Source organism: Streptomyces sp. S.PB5, assembly GCF_030403745.1.
Lineage (GTDB): Bacteria > Actinomycetota > Actinomycetes > Streptomycetales > Streptomycetaceae > Streptomyces.
The window spans coordinates 1-20,363 of record NZ_JAQMWP010000006.1 but is presented as its reverse complement, the minus strand read 5'-3'; the positions used below and the strand labels follow the sequence as shown (position 1 = coordinate 20,363).

Here is a 20,363-nt window from a genome sequence, read left to right as displayed (position 1 = left end):
GCCACCGGTCGGTACAGGTTCTGGTTCCATCGGCTACGGCGGCTCCGAGGCTCGGGTGCAGACGGGGAGAACAGCTCGGCGTCAGGGCACTGATCGGCGACAGAGGTCTGACTGACCGTGTGAGGCCCGCAGTTCATAGAACTGCGGGCCTCTGCCAAGAGCAGGTAGACATCGACATCTCGACCCTGGCGCCGCAGCCCGGCCGTCGGGTAATTCTCTGCGAATGGGCCACGAACTGCGGCTTTGCGCACGCGACTTACTCGTCATTTGCGCACTATGTGACCCGGATCACCGAAAATCGATCTCGATATTTGAGACGCTGGACTGCCGCGATGCTCGAATTGGGACCCGAGGGCTCTCTCGTGAGGGCTTCACCTCGATTTAGGGCACGCGGAGGGCACGCGACCCTCGATTTGGTCTAGACAACCAATAAACCCCAGGCCGCTGACCTGGGGTTTCATTATGGAGCGGGTGACGAGAATCGAACTCGCGCTCTCAGCTTGGGAAGCTGATGTTCTACCATTAAACTACACCCGCGTAAGACGCCGGTTGATCCGGTGTCCGAACGCCCCGTCACTCTACCTCATCCCAGACCTCCGGCGCTGAAGCCGTGAGGTCTGAGTGCGTTAAGGGGGCGTGACGGGGCTGCGGGGGACCGGAGTTGGGGCGTACGGTGGAGGCGTGGGAGAGGGTCTGGGCGGGGTCGGAGTGCCGCCTGGAGAGCCGTCCCTTCAATCCCGTAATGTGGCATTTGTCGTCCGGTGAGCAGCAGCCGGACGCGGCTCTTGGGGAAGGGACTCCAGAACTTGATGGAGCGCACTGTGGTCCGTTGTGCCGATGGGCACGTGTTCAGCACCGCTTCGTTCCCGATGCAGCAGGCCGAACGGCTCGGCCCCGGGCGGCTCGTCCGGTGTCCGAAGTGCGCCCGGCTTCGCAGCGTCGTTCCGGTGACCTTGGAGAAGCGGTAGGGAGTAGCACCCAGGCGCGCGGACCGTCCGATTGTGGTCGGTCCGCGCGCCTTGCGTATCCTCGGGGCGTGCTTCTCTCAGACAAGGACATCCGGGCCGAGATCGACGCCGGGCGGGTACGGATCGATCCCTACGACGAATCCATGGTGCAGCCGTCGAGCATCGACGTGCGCCTCGATCGCTTCTTCCGGGTGTTCGAGAACCACCGCTACCCCCACATCGACCCGTCGATCGAGCAGGCGGACCTCACGCGCCTCGTGGAGCCGGAGGGCGACGAGCCCTTCATCCTCCACCCCGGTGAGTTCGTCCTCGCCTCGACGTACGAGGTCATCACCCTCCCCGACGACCTCGCCTCCCGCCTGGAGGGCAAGTCCTCGCTCGGCCGCCTCGGCCTGGTCACCCACTCCACCGCCGGCTTCATCGACCCCGGCTTCTCCGGCCATGTGACGCTGGAGCTCTCCAACCTCGCCACGCTCCCGATCAAGCTCTGGCCGGGAATGAAGATCGGCCAGCTGTGCATGTTCCGGCTGTCCTCCCCGGCCGAGTTCCCCTACGGCAGCGAGCGCTACGGCTCCCGCTACCAGGGCCAGCGCGGCCCGACGGCCTCCCGTTCCTTCCTCAACTTCCACAGAACGCAGGTGTGAGCGGCATGAGCGAGGTACGGGAGAACCTCACCTACGAGCAGTTCGGCACCGCCATCCGCGAACTCGCCCAGACCATCGCGGACGACGGCTACGAGCCCGACATCGTGCTGTCCATCGCCCGAGGCGGAGTCTTCGTCGCGGGCGGTCTCGCCTACGCCCTCGACTGCAAGAACATCCATCTCGTGAACGTCGAGTTCTACACCGGCGTGGGCACCACCCTCGACATGCCCGTCATGCTCGCCCCCGTCCCCAACGCCATCGACTTCTCCTCCAAGAAGGTCCTGATCACCGACGACGTCGCCGACACCGGCAAGACGCTGAAACTGGTCCGCGACTTCTGCCTCGACACCGTCGCCGAGGTGCGCAGCGCGGTGATCTACGAGAAGACGCAGTCGCTGGTGAAGTGCGAGTACGTGTGGAAGCGGACCGATGAGTGGATCAATTTTCCGTGGAGCGTCGAACCGCCAGTGATCAAGCGGGCAGGGCAGGTGCTCGACGCCTGACCTGTCTCGGGCTGTTCTCGGGTCCGGCTGCGGGCGTTGGCGCGGGGGCCTCGGTCGGTGAGTCGGGACGGCCCGTACGCGGCGGATGACGTGTCGGACAGGGGACCGTCATGCGGTGTCGGTGTCGGCGTCGACGTGGAGTGCAGGCCAGTGCCGTGGGTGGCGGGCACAGCAGCGAGGGCTCCCGGTCGGAACCGGGAGCCCTTTTCCATGTGCGTGAAGAGCCTTTAGAACGTGCCCAGCTTCACGATCGACAGCAGCGCGATCAGCTGGATCGACGACGCGCCCAGCGCCTTCGGCCACGGCAGGTCGTGGGACTTGGAGACCATCAGGGTCAGCAGTGCCCCCGCCGCCACCCAGGTCGCCCAGCCGAGCCCCTGGACGAAGGTCGCGTCGCCGCCGAAGAACATGGCGAAGATCAGGCGGGGGGCGTCGGTCAGGGACATGATCAGCATGGAGAGGCCGACCGTGGGCTGCCAGGCGCCGTCGCCGCCGAGCTGGCGGGCGAGGGTGTGGGTGACCACGCCGAGGACGAAGGACGACAGGACCATCGCCACTGCCGTCGTCAGGACGATCGGGACCGCGTTCGAGAGGGTCGCGCTGATCGCGTCCTCCCTCGCGCCGTCGAAGCCGAAGACGGCCAGCAGACCGTAGAGGAACGTCACGATCAGGGCCGGGCCCCACATCGTGTAGTCGCGCATCCGGAGGAAGGTCTGGTTGGGGGCGGTGACGATGCCCCTCAGTAGGTCCTTCCAGTGGAGGCGGGGGCCCACCGGGCCCGACGGGGGCGGGGGCTGGGTCGAGCCCGCGCGGTAGGTGCCGCCCTGGTTGTAGGGGTCCTCGCCGACCTGGAACGCCTGGGTGTGGCCCGGGTTGTTCGCCGCGTACGGGTCGTGGCCGTGGCCTTGGCCGCCCTGGCCCTGCTGGTTGTAGGGGTCCTCGCCGAAGTACTCCGGTTCGTCGTAGCCGCCGGCGCGTGGGGCGCCGTACGGCTGCTGTCCCGGGTACGGCTGCTGCGGCGCCGCGGGGTAGCCGCCGTACGACGGTCCCTGCGGGGCCTGCTGCCCGTACGGAGGTTGTTGCGGTCGCGTGTGAGGAGCGCCGTTGTCCCGGCCGCGTCCGATCCTGAATCCAGCCACGTCTTCGAACGTACCTGGTCCCGGAGATCGGCGTGCCGGGCCCGGTGGTTCGAGCCCGGCTTTGCTGCCGAGCTGTGACATCCCTTACGGGGAATCCCTGAAGGTCATGAGGTCATGAGGTCATGAGGCCATGAGGGCATGAGGGCATGAGGTCATGAGGGCATGAGGGCATGAGGTCACGGGGACTTCCCCGGGCACGCGGCTACTGCAGCATTCCGTCGATCAGGCCGTCCGCGGGGTACCCACGTCACGCCCGTCGCGTCGCAGGTGCGAGGTCCCCTGCGGTAGGCGGGGATGGCCGGCGGAGTACCCGTAGTCGTTGGAGGGATCGCCGGGTGTGTCACCCGGCCAGGTCCGAGCCGAACGCACCGCCCTGGGCCGTCGGGCCGAAGCTCTCGGCCGGGCTGTGGTGGTGCGCAGGGGGTGCTTCGCGTTCAGGATTCCTTCGTGGGTGTCAGTCGGCCAGCGCGGCGCCGAACCAGGGGCGGGCCCCCAGGCCCAGGTCGTTCACGGTGAGCGTGGTCGAGCCGGTGGCTGTCGGGCCGGAGGAGGTGCCGGGGAAGAGGTGCAGACGGCCGATCTCCGGTGCGGCGCCGAGGAGTTCGGCGCGGCCGTCGTGGTTGTAGTCGCGCAGGAGGACCGAGGCGCCAAACCAGGAGTCGCTCTCGTCGGTCGGGCGCTGGAGGCCGGCCGCCGTGTAGTCGTACTGGCGTGAGTTGGTGCCGGTGATACCGGACGCGCCGCCGCGCAGCACGGTGATGGCACCGGCCCGCCAGAACTCGTTGCCGAGGGTCTCCGTCGGGGCACCCACCGCGAGGTCCGGGTAGCCGTCGCCGTTGGTGTCGCCGGCCGAGATGTCGTAGCCGAAGTAGTCGACCGACTCGGGCACGCCGGGCACGCCGGCAGTGTCCTGGCTGATCGTCTTGACGGTGCCGGCGAAGCCCGTGGAGGTGCCCTTGCGGATGTGCACCGCGCCGCCCTTGCCGGAGCGGGAGACACCGACGGCCAGGTCGCCGTAGCCGTTCTTGTCGAAGTCGGCGATCGTGGCGCTCGCGCCGGCGAGGTCGGAGGAGGCGGGCAGGCCGTACTTCTTGGGCGGCTTGACCGGGCCGCTCGCGCTGCCGCGGTAGAACCAGACGCGGTGGGTGGCGGTGTCCCCGTCGTAACCGATGACCGCGAAGTCGGCCGTGCCGTCCTTGGTGACCTTGCCGGAGACGACCAGCTCGGGCTTGATGTCCTCGCCGTCCACCGGGTCCAGGTTGGTCGCCTTGCCACGTGAGCCGGACTTGGTGAACGGGCCGCGCAGGTACCAGACGTAGTTGTCGCCCACCGAGACGACGTCCACCTTGCCGTCGGCGTTGAAGTCGCCGACGGCCACGTCCTTGGTGACGCGGTCGTCGCCGGCCGGTGCCGCGTACGAACTGCCGCCGCTGAACCCGGACCTGGCGCCCCACAGGATGGTGAAGGTGCCGCGGCGGGTGCCTGCGTCTTCGCCGGGGGCGGTGGCCACGACGTCCGCGTAACCGTCCTTGTTCACATCGGCCGTGGTGACCTTCGCGCCGAAGAAGTCGCGGGCCTCCGCCGCGCCCTCGACTCCCGGGCTGTTCTGGGTGATCACCGTGCGTTTGGTGAAGTCCAGCCCCTTCGACGTGCCCCACACGACCGCGACCGCGCCCGCCTCCTTCTTCCCGCCGACCGTGGCGGCGCGGTCGCCGAGGACGAGGTCACGGTGGCCGTCGCCGTTGAAGTCGTCCGCGTACTTCGCGGCCGCGGCGGTGGCGGGGGCGGCGAGGGCGAGCGGCGCCAGCCCTGAGGCGAGGAGGGCGGCGGCCAGGAGGGTGGCCCGGGGGCGGGTGGTCAAGAGGTCTCCAAAGGTCGGTGGTGAGCCCGGAAGCGCACGTGTCGCGATGAGGAGACCCTCGGTGAGAGGCGTGGGTTGTACGGGAGTTCGGTGAACTTCTGGGGCTGTTGTGAGGTCAGGTGCCGAGGAACACGGACGTGGAGAAGGTGACGGCCGGATCGGCGCTCACCAGTCCCTTCTTCGTGCCGGGGAAGACGGCGACGGTGTCCTTCGTCTCGCCCCGGTAGGTCCGCAGTGCGATGTCCGCCCGTCCGTCCCCGTCGAAGTCCCCCACGGCCACCACCCGCGTGGTGCCCACGGTGCCCGGCTCGACGGTCACCATGCCCGACGCGGACAGTCCGGCCGTACGGCCTCGGAACACCTTCACCCGCGAGCCGCTGGAGACGAGTTCGCTCAGCCCGTCCCCGTCGAAGTCGCCGGTGTCCAGGACCGAGCCGGGGGAGGCGAGCGTGGCGCGGGTGGGGGCGGGGAGGTCGTAGCGGAGGGCGGTGCCTCCCATAGCACCCACCGCCGCGTCCAGCGCCTTGCCCTCGCCGAAACGGCCGAGGGCGACGTCGATGCCGGCCGGCAGGCGGGTGCCGGTGCGGGTGGGGCCGGTGGGGCCGCCGAGGACGAGGGCGGAGGCGGCGGTGCCTTCCGCGGTACGGACGACCAGGTCGTCGTATCCGTCCAGGTTCACGTCGACGGCGGGGCCCGTGGGGACCTCGCCGGGGGCCGGGATGGGGGCCGTGGCGGTGCCGGGGGCGCCCTTGCGGGTGAACGGGCCGCGCAGATAGGTGAGTTGGGAGCCCGAGGCGTGCAGGACGAGGTCCTGTTCCTCGTCCCCGTCGAAGTCCCCGCACACCGGCTGGTCCGCCCAGTCGTTGCCGGCCCGGGCGCGTGCCGGGACGGCGAGCTTGACCGCCTTGCCGGTGAGGCCGGAAGGCGAGCCGAACAGTATCTGCAACGGCACGGGCGGCTGCCCCTGCCCGTCGAAGGGCGGGTCCGTGGACACGACGAGGTCCGTGAAGCCGTCGCCGTCGAGATCGCAGGCGGCCTCGGCCTCGAAAACGGCGGGCAGTTGGCCCTTGGTCTCGGCGGCCTGCTTCGCGGGGCTGAGCAACTGCCGGGTGCCGGGCGTGAGTCCACGGGAGCTTCCGTAGACGATCCCGATGCCCGGGTCGTCCGCGTGCGCCTGCGACTTGACCAGGTCGTCGAGTACGAGGTCCCGGTGGCCGTCGCCGTTGAAGTCGGCCTCGGTCCTGCTGCCCTTGCCGCGCGGGACCGGGAGCCCGGCGGGGGCCTGGGCCGCGTGTACGGACGGGGAGCTGTCGGCGCTCCGGGCGTGATGGGTGGGACCGCAGGAGACGAGGAGCAGGGCGCCACAGAGGATCGCCGCACCCGGTCCGGCCGTCCCGGCTCTTCGCACGCGCACCGCACACCTCGTCAGCATCATCGACAACGAATCCCGGTAATGATGCACGCGTTCGACCGCGGGGTTAAGGGGGAGGGCGCCGTGACGACGGCCCCTTGCGCGACGGCACGTCGAGTCGTGCCGAAATGCGGTGGAGTGCGGGGCGGGCTGATGTTGGGATGGCGCGATGCGGCACGAGACGGCGACGGTGGTGGACCGGGGGCAGTACGCGGATGCGGTGACCCCCTGGGAGGACGAGACGTGGCGGACGGCCGCCCTGGGGTGGGTGGAGCGGGAGCTCGATGCCCTGGGGGTACGGGCGCATGGGCCGTGGAGGGTGCGGGTGCGGCCCTGGTCCGTGTTGGCGCGGGTGGGGGTCGAAGGGCTGACCCACGTCGACGGGTCCGGTAGGGGTGACCGGCCGCGGGGCCGCGGTCGTGCGGGGCGGGACGTCGTCTGGTTCAAGGCCAATCCGCCCGGCAGCGCCTTCGAGGCGGGGCTCGGGGCGGCGTTGGCGCGGTGGGTGCCGGGGCGGGTGGTGGAGCCGTTGGCCGTCGACGCGGGGCGGGGGTGGGCGCTGCTGCCGGACGGGGGTGAGCTGTTCCGGGAGGCGATCGGGCGCGGTGCCGACGGGCCGGGGGGCTGGGAGGCGGCGCTCGGGCAGTACGCGAGCATGCAGCGGGCGCTCCTGCCGTACACCGGGGAGATCGAGCGGCTCGGGGTGCCCGGTGCCCGTACCGCCGAGCTCCCGGGGATCTTCGACGAGGCCGTCGCCGCGAACACCGCGCTCCGCGAGGACGAGCGGGCCCGGCTGGTCGCGCTGCGGCCGAGGCTCGACGAGTGGTGCGAGGAGCTCGCCGCGTTCGGTGTCCCCGATGCCCTGGACCACGCCGACCTGCACGACGGCCAGCTCTTCCACCCCGCGCCGGGCCGCTTCACCTTCTTCGACTGGGGGGACGCAGCGATCTCCCACCCCTTCTGCAGCTTCACCGTCCCGGCCCGCAGGGTCCGCGAGCAGTACGGCCCCGATGCGCTGCCCCGGCTCCGGGACGCCTACCTGGAACCCTGGACGGACACCGGACTCACCCCCGCGGAACTGCACCGCGCCCTCACCCTCGCGACCCGCCTCGGCGCGCTGAACCCGGTCCGGGCGTGGGGCAGGCTGTTTCCCGGGACTACGGTCGCGGCGGGGCCGGGCGCTGTCGCGGAGTGGCTGCTGGGGATGGGCGCGGAACCCCCGCTCTGACACCGGGAGATGATCGGCTCATGACCGAGATCGTGCTGATGTCAGACCCCCGGGTCGCCGCGTTTCCCGTAGCCGATCGCGGCGAACCCTTCGCCGATGTGCGGGAGTTCCTCTCCGTCGCCTCGCTCCGGGAGGACGTGTACGGCTCCTTCGCGTGTCTGCGTGAGGGCGTGCTGGCCCGTCTGCTGAAGGCTCAGGAACTACTCCCGGACGGCCTCCGGCTGCTGTTCGTCGAGGGGTACCGGCCGCCCGCCCTCCAGCGCGCCTACTTCGAGGAGTACGCCGCCGGCCTCCGCGCCGCCAACCCGGGCTGGACGGAGGGGCGGTTGCGGGACGCCGCCAGCCGTTACGTCTCCCCGCCGGAGATCGCCCCGCACAGCGCCGGCGCGGCGGTCGACCTCACGCTCGTGGACATGGACGGGCGCGAACTCGACATGGGGACAAGGGTCAACGCCTCCCCGGAGGAGAGCGCGGGCGCTTGCTTCACGGACGCGCCCGGCATCGCCCCCGAGGCGCGGGCGAACCGGCGGCTGCTCGCCGCGGCCCTGACCGCGGTGGGCCTGGTCAACTACCCGACCGAGTGGTGGCATTGGTCGTACGGCGACCGCTACTGGGCCCTCGCCACCGGTGCCGGACAGGCGCTGTACGGGCCTCAGGAACTCCCCGTCGTACGGCTCGCGCAGTACACGAAGGCCGATCTCGACGAGATCTCCGGCGGGGATCAAGACCCCTTCGAGGTCGCCGTGTTCGGGGTGCGGTCGCGGGACAAGGACGTGCACTTCGGGGTCCGTGAGCGGGGGCGGCTGGTGGCGCATGCCGGGCTGGTGGAGGCGCCGGTCGAGGTGGGGGAGCGGCGGCTGCGGGTGGCGGGGCTCGGCGGGGTGATCGTGGCGCCGGGCATGCGGGGGCGCGGGCTGGCGCGGGCGGTCGTGAACGCGGCGGTCGAGCATGCCCGGGGCACGGGCGCGGAGTTCGGGCTGCTGTTCTGCCTGCCGGACCGGGTGCCGTTGTATCGGCGGCTGGGGTGGCGGGAGTTGGAGGGCGGCATGCGGGTGGAGCAGCCCGGCGGGGTGATCGCGCATCCGCTCCACACCATGTGGACACCGCTGGCCGAAGACGCCGTATGGCCGGACGGGCCCGCGCGGCTGCGTTCGCTTCCCATGTGACGCGGCTGCGTTCGCTTCCCATGTGACGCGGCCGCGTTCGCTTCCCATGGGAGGGGTACGCCGGTCAGGGCCCCGCCGTATCGTCGGGGCCGCGCGGCTCACGGCGTGTGGCGGTCGGGCCCGGTGCCTCGTACCTCCCGGTCGACCGCCCACGCGTCCGCCACCGGACCCAGGTGGCCGAGCTTGTCGGGGTTGATGATGTTGCGGATCGTGTGGATCCGGCCGTCCGTGATGTCGAGGACCATGGTGTGGAGGACGTTGCCGTCGCGGTCGTGGAAGATCGCGCCGGGCTCGCCGTTGATCAGGTGCGGTGCGAAGGTGACGTCGGCCCGGGCCATGTGGGGGAAGACGCCGGCCAGCAGCCGGGCCACGTTCTGTGCGCCGACGACCGCCCTGGCCAGCTGGGGGGCCTTGCCGCCGCCGTCGCCGACCAGCGACGCCTCGGCGGCGAGCAGGTCCTGGAGGCCGAGGACGTCGCCCTCGCGGAGCGCGTCGAAGAACCGGGTCGCCAGTTCCTCGCGCTCCTTGCGGTCGGCCTCGAAGCGGGGGCGCCCCTCGGCCATGTGCCGCCGGGCGCGTACCGCGAGTTGACGGCAGGCCGACTCCGAGCGGCCCACGGCCTCGGCGACCTCGGGGAAGCCGAAGTCGAACACCTCCCGCAGCACGAACACCGCCCGCTCCAGCGGGCTGAGCCGCTCCAGGAGCAGCAGGGCCGCCATCGACACCGAGTCCGCCAGTTCCGCCGAGCGCTCCGGGTCCTCGTAGGGGTCGGCGAGCAGGGGCTCGGGGAACCAGGGACCGACGTACGCCTCGCGCCGGACGCGGGCCGAGCGCAGGACGTTGAGGGAGATCCGGGTGACCGCGGTCGACAGATAGGCCTTGACCGACCTCGGCTCGGTGTCCGCGGCCTCGAAACGCAGCCAGGTCTCCTGGACCGCGTCCTCGGCCTCGCTCACACTGCCCAGGATCCGGTAGGCGATCGAGAACAGGAGAGGTCGCAGCTCCTGGAAATCCTCGGTCCTGGTCACGCCGGCTTCCCCCTCGACTGACGGTGTGTGCCCCCGGTCAGCCGGTGAAGGTCTCGGGGCCGAACCGTCCCCACGCGATGAACACCGCGAGTACGAGATAGACCACGTTCAGCACCACGAACCTCGCCTCGCCGAGCCGACCGTGAGTGATCATCGCACCGATCATCAGCAGGATCCAGCAGACTGCGGTCACCGGTACCAGCGCCGGTGCGATGTCGAGCACGGCGGGCAGGATCAGGCCCGCCGCGGCGAGGAGCTCGAGGACTCCGAGGGTCCGGAGGAAGACGGGGCTCACATGGGCCGTCCAGCCTCCGCCCGGCGCCGCGGCCAGCTTCTCCTGGGGCATGAACGTCTTGGTGGTGCCGCCGGCCAGGGCCACCGCGGCGAGCAGCGCGGCACCGATCCACAGGGCGAGGTTCATCGTCAACTCCTTGTCCGGGTTCACCTTCGCCCTCTACGACACGATGGCGACCGCGCCTGTGACATGCCGACGCCCCCCGCCGAAGAACCGGACAGGGGGCGTCGGGAGCACCGTGGGAACTACTTCACCGGCTCGGGCTCCGGCTCGGACTCCGTCGCCGCCGCGTCCTCCGGGTCCACCGGCGTCTTGACCGACTCCAGCAGGAGCTGGGCGACGTCGACGACCGTGATGGACTCCTTGGCCTTGCCCTCGTTCTTCTTGCCGTTCACGGAGTCCGTGAGCATGACGAGGCAGAACGGGCAGGCGGTCGAGACGATGTCGGGGTTGAGGGAGAGGGCCTCGTCGACGCGCTCGTTGTTGATGCGCTTGCCGATGCGCTCCTCCATCCACATCCGCGCGCCGCCGGCGCCGCAGCAGAAGCCGCGCTCCTTGTGGCGGTGCATCTCCTGCTGGCGCAGGCCCGGAACGGCCGTCATGATCTCGCGCGGGGGCGTGTAGATCTTGTTGTGGCGGCCCAGGTAGCAGGGGTCGTGGTAGGTGATCAGGCCGTCGACCGGGGTCACCGGGAGCAGCTTGCCCTCGTCGATGAGGTGCTGGAGCAGCTGGGTGTGGTGGATGACCTCGTAGTCGCCGCCGAGCTGCGGGTACTCGTTGCCGATGGTGTTGAGGCAGTGCGGGCAGGTGGCGACGATCTTCTTCGCCGACTTCGGCTTGGCGGACTCCGGGACCACCTTGCCGTCCTCGTCCATCTCCTCGCCGAACGCCATGTTCAGCGCCATGACGTTCTCCATGCCGAGCTCCTGGAAGAGCGGCTCGTTGCCGAGGCGGCGGGCGGAGTCGCCGGTGCACTTCTCGTCGCCGCCCATGATGGCGAACTTGACGCCCGCCATGTGGAGGAGCTCGGCGAAGGCCTTCGTGGTCTTCTTGGCGCGGTCCTCGAGGGCGCCGGCGCAGCCGACCCAGTACAGGTACTCGACCTCGGAGAGGTCCTCGATGTCCTTGCCGACAACCGGCACCTCGAAGTCGACTTCCTTCAGCCACTCCAGGCGCTGCTTCTTGGCCAGGCCCCAGGGGTTGCCCTTCTTCTCCAGGTTCTTGAGCATCGTGCCCGCCTCGGACGGGAACGCGCTCTCGATCATCACCTGGTAGCGGCGCATGTCGACGATGTGGTCGACGTGCTCGATGTCGACGGGGCATTGCTCGACACAGGCGCCGCAGGTGGTGCAGGACCACAGGACGTCCGGGTCGATGACGCCGTTCTCCTCGACGGTGCCGATGAGGGGGCGCTCGGCCTCGGCGAGGGCGGCGGCGGGGACGCCCGCCAGCTGCTCCTCGGACGCCTTCTCCTCGCCCTCCATGGTCTTGCCGCCACCCGCGAGCAGGTAGGGCGCCTTGGCGTGGGCGTGGTCCCGCAGCGACATGATCAGCAGCTTGGGGGAGAGCGGCTTGCCGGTGTTCCAGGCCGGGCACTGCGACTGGCAGCGGCCGCACTCGGTGCAGGTCGAGAAGTCGAGCAGGCCCTTCCAGGAGAACTGCTCCACCTGGGAGACACCGAAGACGTCGTCCTCGCCGGGGTCGGTGAAGTCGATCGGCTTGCCGCCGGAGGTCATCGGCAGCAGGGCGCCGAGCGAGGTGGCGCCGTCGGCGTTGCGCTTGAACCAGATGTTCGGGAAGCCCAGGAAGCGGTGCCAGGCCACACCCATGTCGGTCTTCAGGGCGACCGTGATCATCCAGATGAAGGAGGCCGCGATCTTCAGGCCGGCGAAGAAGTAGGTGAGGTTCTGGAGGGTGGTCAGGTCCAGGCCCTCCAGGGCCGAGACGACCGGGTACGAGATGAAGAACGAGGCCTCGTAGCCGTCCACGTGGTGCTGGGCGCCCTCGAGCGCGTGCAGCATGAAGATGCAGACGCCGACGATGAGGATGATCGTCTCGACGAAGTACGCCTGGCCGGTGTTGGAGCCCGCGAACCGGGACTTGCGCCCCGCGCCGCCCGGCCGGTTCAGCTGCCGGATGACGATCAGGGTCACGATGCCGACGATCGTCAGCGTGCCGATGAGCTCGATGAAGAGGTTGTACGGCGCCCAGTCACCGATGACCGGCAGCAGCCAGTCGGCCTTGAACAGCTGGCCGACGGCGTTCACGATCGTCAGGAGCAGTGTGTAGAAGCCGATCGCCACGAACCAGTGCGCGATGCCGACGATGCCCCAGCGGTTCATCCTCGTGTGGCCGAGGAACTCCTTGACCACGGTGATGGTGCGCACGACGGGGTCGTTGGTCCGGGAACCGGCCGGGAGCGGCTGGCCGAGCATCATGAAGCGGACGATCTGCACGATGGCACGGCCGAACAGGGCGACGCCGACCGTCATGGTGACCATCGACACGATGATCGCGGCGAGTTGCATTTGGGGGCTCCTCGGGCCTGCGAGGGGGTTCTTCGAGATTACTAAGCGGTAACTTATGCAGTCCGACTGAGACTACCCGTATCTTCCATCGCACTGTAGCCAGGGGCGGGGTGATCTGGATCGCTGAGGGTCGCCTGAGTCGCCAGTCGATCCGATAGTCAATCCGATCGTGTTATTCATACCGAATTGCGACATTCGGCCCTATTTTGGATCCGTGCTCTACGGAATCGCCGCCGCCACCTCCGCCCTTCTCCTCTCCGCCGTCCTCGCCGCCCTCCTCCGCGCCCCCGCGCTCAGGCTCGGTCTCACCGACCGGCGTCGGCAGCGGAAGGTGCCGCTCGCCGGGGGAGTGGCCGTGGTCGGTGTCACCGTCCTTGTCGTGGTGGTCGGCGACCGGTCCGGGGTCGCGCCCCTGGGGGACGGGATCGGCAGGCTGGTCGGGGCCGCCGCCGGTGTCGCCGTGCTGGGGCTCCTCGCCGACGTATGGCGCGTCAAGCCCAGGGTTCTCGTCGTCGGTACCGCCGTCGCCGCCGCGTTCGTCGTGCCGTACGAGGAGACCGGCCTGGCCGGAGGGGTGCTAGCCGTCGGGTGGATCGTCTTCGTCGCCCTCGGGTTCCGTGCGCTCGATCATGCCGACGGGCTCGCGGGGGGCGTGGGGATCGTCACCGCCTTCGGGGGCGGGCTCTGTGCCGCGGCCGAGGTCATGGACGGTCCGGCCGTGGTGCTCAGCGTGCTCGCCGCCTCGCTCGCCGGGTTCCTCATGCACAACTGGCCCCCCGCGCGCGTGGGGCTCGGTTCGTGCGGGTCGTTGTTCGCCGGGTTCCTGCCGGCCGCGGTGGTCGTCACCGCCCGCGCCGGGTACGGGCTCGCCGACAGTGCCGCCGTCCTCGTGTCGCTCACGCTCCTCGTCGGAGCCGATGTGCTCCTTGTGCTGCTGTCGCGGCGGTTCGTGCGCGGTGTGCGGCGCAGGGGCGGGCCCGATCATCTCGGACACCGGCTGCGCCAGGTCGGGGTCACTCCGCAGGGGATCGTGGTCGTGCTCGGGGCGGGGGCCTTCTCCGGGGTACTCGTCGCCGTCCTCGTGCACCTCGGGACGATCGCCGCGTCCGGGGCGCTCTGGGGGGTCGGCGGGGTCCTCGTCGCCGTGTTCGCGCTGCTTCGCATCAAGCCCGGTATCAAGCCCTCCAGCACTCCTCGACCGACATCACCGCAGGTCGGGGCCCAGTTGCGTGTAAGGAACGGATAAGAGTTGAGTGGCCTCGACTCAGGTCTGTTGACCCAGCGCCGGGCGTCATGCACACTTGAGTCCGTTCCACTCAAGTCAGCTGGAGGAATTCACCATGGCACGTGCGGTCGGCATCGACCTGGGCACGACTAACTCCGTCGTCAGCGTTCTGGAGGGCGGCGAGCCCACCGTCATCACCAACGCCGAGGGTGCCAGGACCACGCCGTCCGTCGTCGCCTTCGCGAAGAACGGTGAGGTGCTGGTCGGCGAGGTCGCCAAGCGCCAGGCGGTCACGAACGTGGACCGGACCATCCGCTCCGTGAAGCGCCACATGGGCACGGACTGGAAGATCGAGCTCGACGGGAAGCCCTTCAACCCGCAGCAGATCTCCGCGTTCATCCTGCAGAAGCTGAAGCGGGACGCCGAGGCCTACCTGGGCGAGAAGGTGACCGACGCGGTCATCACCGTCCCCGCCTACTTCAACGACTCCGAGCGCCAGGCGACGAAGGAAGCCGGTGAGATCGCCGGTCTCAACGTCCTTCGTATCGTCAACGAGCCCACCGCGGCCGCGCTCGCCTACGGCCTCGACAAGGACGACCAGACGATCCTCGTCTTCGACCTCGGTGGCGGCACCTTCGACGTGTCCCTGCTGGAGATCGGCGACGGCGTCGTCGAGGTGAAGGCCACCAACGGTGACAACCACCTCGGTGGTGACGACTGGGACCAGCGCGTCGTCGACTACCTGGTCAAGCAGTTCCAGTCCGGTCACGGCGTGGACCTGTCCAAGGACAAGATGGCCCTGCAGCGTCTGCGTGAGGCTGCCGAGAAGGCCAAGATCGAGCTGTCCTCGTCCACCGAGACCTCGATCAACCTGCCCTACATCACCGCCTCCGCCGAGGGCCCGCTGCACCTGGACGAGAAGCTCACCCGGGCTCAGTTCCAGCAGCTGACCGCGGACCTCCTGGAGCGCTGCAAGACCCCGTTCTTCAACGTCATGAAGGACGCCGGCGTCTCCATCAACGAGATCGACCACGTCGTCCTCGTCGGTGGCTCCACCCGTATGCCCGCCGTCGCCGAGCTCGTCAAGGAGCTGACCGGTGGCAACGAGGCCAACAAGGGCGTCAACCCGGACGAGGTCGTCGCCATCGGCGCCGCCCTCCAGGCCGGTGTCCTCAAGGGTGAGGTCAAGGACGTCCTGCTCCTCGACGTGACCCCGCTGTCCCTCGGTATCGAGACCAAGGGCGGCATCATGACCAAGCTCATCGAGCGCAACACCACGATCCCGACCAAGCGGTCCGAGATCTTCACGACGGCCGAGGACAACCAGCCGTCCGTGCAGATCCAGGTCTACCAGGGCGAGCGCGAGATCGCGGCGTACAACAAGAAGCTCGGGATGTTCGAGCTGACCGGTCTGCCGCCGGCCCCGCGCGGTGTCCCGCAGATCGAGGTCGCCTTCGACATCGACGCCAACGGCATCATGCACGTGACCGCGAAGGACCTGGGCACGGGCAAGGAGCAGAAGATGACCGTCACCGGCGGCTCCTCGCTGCCGAAGGACGAGGTCGACCGGATGCGCCAGGAGGCCGAGAAGTACGCGGAGGAGGACCACGCCCGCCGCGAGGCCGCCGAGACCCGCAACCAGGGCGAGCAGCTCGTCTACCAGACGGAGAAGTTCCTCAAGGACAACGAGGACAAGGTCCCCGGCGAGGTCAAGACCGAGGTCGAGGCCGCCGTCGAGGAGCTGAAGACCGCGCTCAAGGGCGAGGACACCGCCGAGATCCGCACCGCCACCGAGAAGGTCGCCGCCGTCTCGCAGAAGGTCGGCCAGGCCATGTACGCCGACGCCCAGGCCGCGCAGGCCGCCGGTGGCGCCGACGCCGGTGCCCCGCAGGACAAGGCCGACGACGACGTCGTCGACGCCGAGATCGTCGACGACGAGCGCAAGGACGGTGCCGCGTGACCGAGGAGACCCCGGGCTTCGAGGAGAAGCCCGACGTCCCCTCCGGCGCGACCCCCGACGACGCCGAGCCGAAGGCCGCCACCTCGCCGAACAGCGAGGGGGCGGCCCCGGCCGGGGACGCAACAGCACAGATCGCCGGTCTGACGGCCCAGCTGGACCAGTCCCGCAAGGCGCTCGAAGAGCGCACCGCGGACCTCCAGCGGCTCCAGGCCGAGTTCCAGAACTACCGCCGCCGCGTGGAGCGGGACCGGATCACGGTCAAGGAGATCGCCGTCGCGAACCTCCTGACCGAGCTCCTGCCCGTGCTCGACGACATCGGCCGCGCGCGTGAACACGGCGAGTTCGTCGGCGGATTCAAGTCCGTCGGCGAGTCCCTCGAGACCGTCGCGGCGAAGATGGGTCTGCAGCAGTTCGGCAAGGAGGGCGAGCCCTTCGACCCGACGATCCACGAGGCCCTGATGCACAGCTACGCGCCCGACGTCACCGAGACGACGTGCGTGGCGATCCTGCAGCCCGGGTATCGCATCGGCGAGCGCACCATCCGCCCCGCGCGGGTGGCCGTCGCCGAGCCGCAGCCCGGCGCGCAGACGGTCAAGGCCGAGGAGGAGTCCAAGGCCGACGACGACAAGGACAACGGCCCTGAGGAGGGCTGACGTCGTAGAAAGCACACGGGAGGAGGGGCGTCGAGGATGAGCACCAAGGACTTCATCGAGAAGGACTTCTACAAGGTCCTCGGCGTCCCCAAGGACGCCACCGAGGCCGAGATCAAGAAGGCGTACCGGAAACTCGCCCGCGAGTTCCACCCGGACGCCAACAAGGGCAACGCCAAGGCGGAGGAGCGCTTCAAGGAGATCTCCGAGGCGAACGACGTCCTCGGCGACCCCAAGAAGCGCAAGGAGTACGACGAGGCCCGCGCGCTCTTCGGCAACGGCGGCTTCCGCCCGGGGCCGGGCGCGGGCGGCGGCTCCTTCAACTTCGACCTGGGCGACCTCTTCGGAGGCGGCGCCCAGGGCGGTCAGGGTTCCGGCGGCTTCGGCGGCGGGATCGGCGACGTGTTCGGCGGCCTGTTCAACCGCGGCGGTGCGGGCACCACCCGTACCCAGCCCCGGCGCGGCCAGGACATCGACACCGAGGTCACACTCAGCTTCACGGAGGCCATCGAGGGCGCCACGGTCCCGCTGCGGATGTCCTCGCAGTCCCCGTGCAAGGCCTGCTCCGGCACCGGCGACAAGAACGGCACACCGCGCGTGTGCCCGACCTGCGTCGGCACGGGTCAGGTGGCGCGGGGCTCGGGCGGCGGCTTCTCGCTGACCGACCCCTGCCCGGACTGCAAGGGCCGCGGGCTGATGGCCGAGCACCCCTGCATGGAGTGCAAGGGCAGCGGCCGCGCCAAGTCCTCCCGGACCATGCAGGTCCGCATCCCCGCCGGGGTGACGGACAACCAGCGCATCCGCCTCCGCGGCAAGGGCGCCCCGGGCGAGCGCGGCGGACCGGCCGGCGATCTGTACGTCACCGTGCATGTCGACGCCCACCCGGTCTTCGGCCGCAGGGACGACAACCTCACCGTCACCGTCCCCGTGACCTTTGCGGAGGCGGCCCTCGGCGGCGAGGTGCGTGTCCCCACCCTCGGCGGCCCGCCGGTGACGCTCAAGCTGCCGCCGGGCACGCCCAACGGCCGCACCATGCGCGCCCGTGGCAAGGGCGCGGTCCGCAAGGACGGCACCCGCGGCGACCTGCTGGTCACCGTCGAGGTGAGTGTCCCGAAGGACCTGACGGGGAAGGCTCGTGACGCGCTTGAGGCGTATCGCGAGGCGACCGCGGGTGAGGACCCGCGGGCGGAGCTGTTCCAGGCCGCGAAGGGAGCTTGATCGAGATGGACGGCCGTCGACGCAACCCGTATGAACTGACCGAGGAGACCCCGGTCTACGTCATCTCGGTGGCGGCCCAGCTGTCCGGCCTGCACCCGCAGACCCTCCGTCAGTACGACCGCCTCGGCCTGGTCTCCCCCGACCGCACCGCCGGGCGGGGCCGCCGCTACTCGGCCCGCGACATCGAACTGCTGCGCACCGTCCAGCAGTTGTCGCAGGACGAGGGCATCAACCTGGCCGGCATCAAGCGGATCATCGAGCTGGAGAACCAGGTCGCCGCGCTCCAGTCCCGCGTCGCCGAGATGGAGGCCGCCCTGGAGGGCGCCGCCGCGGCGATGCAGCAGCGGGAAGCGGCGGTGCACGCCTCGTACCGCCGGGATCTGGTGCCGTACCAGGAGGTGCAGCAGACCAGCGCGTTGGTGGTGTGGCGGCCGAAGGGGCGCCAGGACTGACGCGCGGGCAGGCATGTGAAAGGGGCCCGGAGGGAGAACCTCCGGGCCCCTTTCATGCGCTCGCGCGGGCCGGCTCAGATCCAGTCGTCCCAGATGCCGTACGCGATCAGCCTGGTCGCGGCCTCCGCGCCGGCGGCGTCCAGGCGGACGACGCGGTAGTAGTAGAGGCCCAGCGTGTCCTCGTGGACGGTCTGGTCCATGTAGAACACGGTGTCCTCGTCCGTCGGGCCCTCGCTCAGGGTCACATAGGCGGACGTGGCCGGGTCCCAGCGCTCCACGCGGTAGCTCGCGAACCGGGAGCAGTCACCGAGGCCGGAGCTCTCGGAGCAGCCGATGTACAGCTCCGGGTACTGGTCCTCGGCGATCCCGGTGCCCGTCCAGCCCGGCGGCCGGGTGTCGGGCAGGGTGACGGTGAGCTCGGCGGGGTGGAAGGCCTCGGGGCCGGCCCACCAGTCGACCAGCGGGGAACCGTCCGTCGCGGCCACCTTGTAGGTGTGCGCGGCACCGTCGGGGACCGTCGGGCACAGGATCTCGGTGTCGGCCAGGGAACTGCCCGTCCAGCAGTTCTCCTTCCACTCCGTCTCACCGGTCTCCGGGTTGGTGACGCCCTGCCACACCCGGTACCCCTGGACGTCGTCGTCGGCCGGCGGGGTCCAGGTCAGGCGCACACCGAGCGGGATCTGCTCGGCGGCCAGGTTCTGCACCGGGGCCGGACGCTCGGTGTCCGGCGTGGTCGCGGTGCCGGCGGGCCCGGGCTGCGACTCATGGCCGTACGGGTCGATCGTCACGACCGTGTAGTCGTACGTCGTCTCGGAGGCGCCGGAGACGTCCCAGCACACGCCGTTGATCTGCCGCGGACCGGCGTAGTCGGGGGCGTCGCCGGTGTTCCAGGTCCAGTACGTCTCGGGGTCGGTCAGCGGAAGGTCCTGCGCGTTGTTCGGCTTGCAGGCGCCCACCACGCTGCTCTCGCCGGTCGCCTTGTCGGTGCGGGTGATCCGGTAGGTGAGTAGCGGCTTGTCCTCGCCGAAGGTCCACGGATCGGCGCTGCTCCACTCGATCATCACCCCCTCGCCGAACCGGTGCGCGGTGGTGCGGAACGGCGCGATCGCCTCCGCCCGGTCCGCCATCGTCAGCGTGACCTCCACGGGCGCCGCGGCATTGCCCTTCGCGTCCACCGAGCGCACCGCGTACCGGTAGCCGTCGGCGACCGCGACCAGCTGGCGCGGCACGACGTCGGTGCCCGTGGTGGTGGTCGGGGTGGTGGTGTCGTCCGTGGCGCCGGGCAGCGCGTCGCGCCAGCCGCCGGTCGCCGGGTCGTACTGCAGGACCTGGTACGAGGCGGCCCCGTCGACCGCCGACCACGCCACGTGCGGAATGCCGGACCGGTACTCGACGCGCGCGTCGGCCGCGGTCGCCGGCGGGGTCCGGTCCGAGGTGGTGAAGGTGGCGGCGGGCGAGTACGCGGACCAGTTGCCCACGGCGTCCCGGGCCCGGCCCCGGTAGGTGACCTTGCTGCCGTCGGCGGCGTAACCGGTGTCGCAGATCGCGCCCTTGGTGCCGGTGTAGACGGTGGTCCAGGTGTTGGTGGCGGAGTCGAGCCGCTGCATCTCGTAGAGCGCGATGTCGGCCGCGTTCTCCGCGGTCGTGACGAGCTCCGGGGCCGCGTAGGGCTGGTCCACCGGGCACGCGTCCATCTCGACGAACGGCGCGGCGGGCGGGGTGGTGTCCACGCTCGTCACCGCCTGGTCGGCGGTGCCGGTCGAGACGTTGCCCGCCTTGTCGTACGCGCGGACCTCGTAGTAGTACGTCGCACCGGTGGGCGGCGGGGTGTCCGTGTACGAGGTGGAGGTGGTCGTCGCGAGCGGCGCGCTGCCGAAGGAGGCACCCTTGAGCCGCCGGAAGACCCGATACCCGGCGAGGTCCATCTCCTGGTTCTTCGCCCAGCTGACCTTGGCCTTGTTGCCGCTCTTGTCGTACGAGACGGACACGCCGGCCGGGGTGAGGGGTTTGACCTTGTCGACGGTGGCGGAGGTGCGGGGTGTGTACGTGAACTTGACCTTGGCGGAGCCGGTCCAGTTGACGTAGTC

The 20,363-nt window shown here is 70.1% G+C and carries 16 protein-coding genes, 1 tRNA gene and 1 pseudogene; 10 read left to right on the top strand and 8 right to left on the bottom strand.

From position 1 onward, the window contains the following. Positions 1–463: 463 nt before the first annotated feature. Positions 464–537, bottom strand: a tRNA-Gly gene (locus PH203_RS16545). A 499-nt stretch (positions 538–1,036) separates the two neighbouring features. Here PH203_RS16545 and dcd point away from each other — a divergent pair. Together dcd and PH203_RS16535 are read left to right on the top strand one after the other, a co-directional pair. Continuing rightward, positions 1,037–1,612 (top strand): dCTP deaminase, encoded by a 576-nt coding sequence (gene dcd, locus PH203_RS16540; protein ID WP_289920749.1) that lies wholly within the window; start codon positions 1,037–1,039, stop codon positions 1,610–1,612. Between the two features lie 5 nt (positions 1,613–1,617). After that, positions 1,618–2,115 carry a phosphoribosyltransferase gene (locus tag PH203_RS16535; protein WP_289920748.1) on the top strand — a complete coding sequence of 166 codons (498 nt, stop codon included), beginning with the start codon at positions 1,618–1,620 and terminating at the stop codon, positions 2,113–2,115. Positions 2,116–2,342: 227 nt separating this feature from the next. On the opposite strand, the gene PH203_RS16530 is transcribed toward PH203_RS16535, so the two are convergent. The 3 genes from PH203_RS16530 to PH203_RS16520 form a co-directional block, all read right to left on the bottom strand. Beyond that, a complete protein-coding gene (locus PH203_RS16530; protein WP_289920747.1) occupies positions 2,343–3,335 on the bottom strand; it encodes a Yip1 family protein in 993 nt (330 codons plus the stop codon). 373 nt (positions 3,336–3,708) lie between these two features. After that, the gene (locus PH203_RS16525) at positions 3,709–5,115 is read right to left on the bottom strand and encodes an FG-GAP and VCBS repeat-containing protein (protein WP_289920746.1); all 1,407 of its coding nucleotides are present in this window, start codon (positions 5,113–5,115) and stop codon (positions 3,709–3,711) included. Between the two features lie 115 nt (positions 5,116–5,230). Then, positions 5,231–6,529, bottom strand: coding sequence for a VCBS repeat-containing protein (locus tag PH203_RS16520; protein ID WP_289920745.1), 1,299 nt, complete (start codon positions 6,527–6,529; stop codon positions 5,231–5,233). Positions 6,530–6,695: 166 nt separating this feature from the next. Here PH203_RS16520 and PH203_RS16515 point away from each other — a divergent pair, with 166 nt between their 5' ends. From PH203_RS16515 to PH203_RS16505, 3 genes and pseudogenes are all read left to right on the top strand, one after another. Continuing rightward, entirely contained in the window at positions 6,696–7,754 is a 1,059-nt protein-coding gene (locus tag PH203_RS16515) for a phosphotransferase (protein ID WP_289920744.1), read from the top strand. A 20-nt stretch (positions 7,755–7,774) separates the two neighbouring features. Then, a pseudogene (locus tag PH203_RS16510) lies at positions 7,775–8,416 on the top strand (M15 family metallopeptidase); the annotation flags it as partial. Positions 8,417–8,497: 81 nt separating this feature from the next. Next, positions 8,498–8,920 (top strand): GNAT family N-acetyltransferase, encoded by a 423-nt coding sequence (locus PH203_RS16505; protein WP_289921286.1) that lies wholly within the window; start codon positions 8,498–8,500, stop codon positions 8,918–8,920. Positions 8,921–9,018: 98 nt separating this feature from the next. Here the strand turns inward: PH203_RS16505 and PH203_RS16500 are convergent, their stop codons facing one another. From PH203_RS16500 to PH203_RS16490, 3 genes are all read right to left on the bottom strand, one after another. After that, positions 9,019–9,948 carry an RNA polymerase sigma-70 factor gene (locus PH203_RS16500; protein WP_289920743.1) on the bottom strand — a complete coding sequence of 310 codons (930 nt, stop codon included), beginning with the start codon at positions 9,946–9,948 and terminating at the stop codon, positions 9,019–9,021. 37 nt (positions 9,949–9,985) lie between these two features. Beyond that, positions 9,986–10,369 (bottom strand): DoxX family protein, encoded by a 384-nt coding sequence (locus PH203_RS16495; RefSeq protein WP_289920742.1) that lies wholly within the window; start codon positions 10,367–10,369, stop codon positions 9,986–9,988. Positions 10,370–10,488: 119 nt separating this feature from the next. Next, entirely contained in the window at positions 10,489–12,771 is a 2,283-nt protein-coding gene (locus PH203_RS16490) for a (Fe-S)-binding protein (RefSeq protein ID WP_289920741.1), read from the bottom strand. A gap of 214 nt (positions 12,772–12,985) precedes the next feature. On the opposite strand from PH203_RS16490, the gene PH203_RS16485 reads away from it, so the two are divergent. From PH203_RS16485 to PH203_RS16465, 5 genes are all read left to right on the top strand, one after another. After that, positions 12,986–14,017: an MraY family glycosyltransferase gene (locus PH203_RS16485; RefSeq protein ID WP_289920740.1), complete on the top strand. Its 1,032-nt coding sequence runs from the start codon at positions 12,986–12,988 to the stop codon at positions 14,015–14,017. A gap of 94 nt (positions 14,018–14,111) precedes the next feature. After that, on the top strand, positions 14,112–15,956 hold the full coding sequence (dnaK, locus tag PH203_RS16480; RefSeq protein ID WP_289920739.1) for a molecular chaperone DnaK: 1,845 nt from the start codon (positions 14,112–14,114) through the stop codon (positions 15,954–15,956). After that, a complete protein-coding gene (grpE, locus tag PH203_RS16475; RefSeq protein WP_289920738.1) occupies positions 15,953–16,609 on the top strand; it encodes a nucleotide exchange factor GrpE in 657 nt (218 codons plus the stop codon). The genes dnaK and grpE overlap by 4 nt, the downstream gene beginning before the upstream one ends. Before the next feature lie 36 nt (positions 16,610–16,645). Further along, positions 16,646–17,824 (top strand): molecular chaperone DnaJ, encoded by a 1,179-nt coding sequence (gene dnaJ / locus PH203_RS16470; protein ID WP_289920737.1) that lies wholly within the window; start codon positions 16,646–16,648, stop codon positions 17,822–17,824. A gap of 5 nt (positions 17,825–17,829) precedes the next feature. Then, on the top strand, positions 17,830–18,276 hold the full coding sequence (locus PH203_RS16465; protein ID WP_289920736.1) for a helix-turn-helix domain-containing protein: 447 nt from the start codon (positions 17,830–17,832) through the stop codon (positions 18,274–18,276). Between the two features lie 74 nt (positions 18,277–18,350). Here the strand turns inward: PH203_RS16465 and PH203_RS16460 are convergent. After that, a partial coding sequence (locus PH203_RS16460; protein WP_289920735.1) for a hypothetical protein occupies positions 18,351–20,363 on the bottom strand: 2,013 nt, incomplete at its 5' end.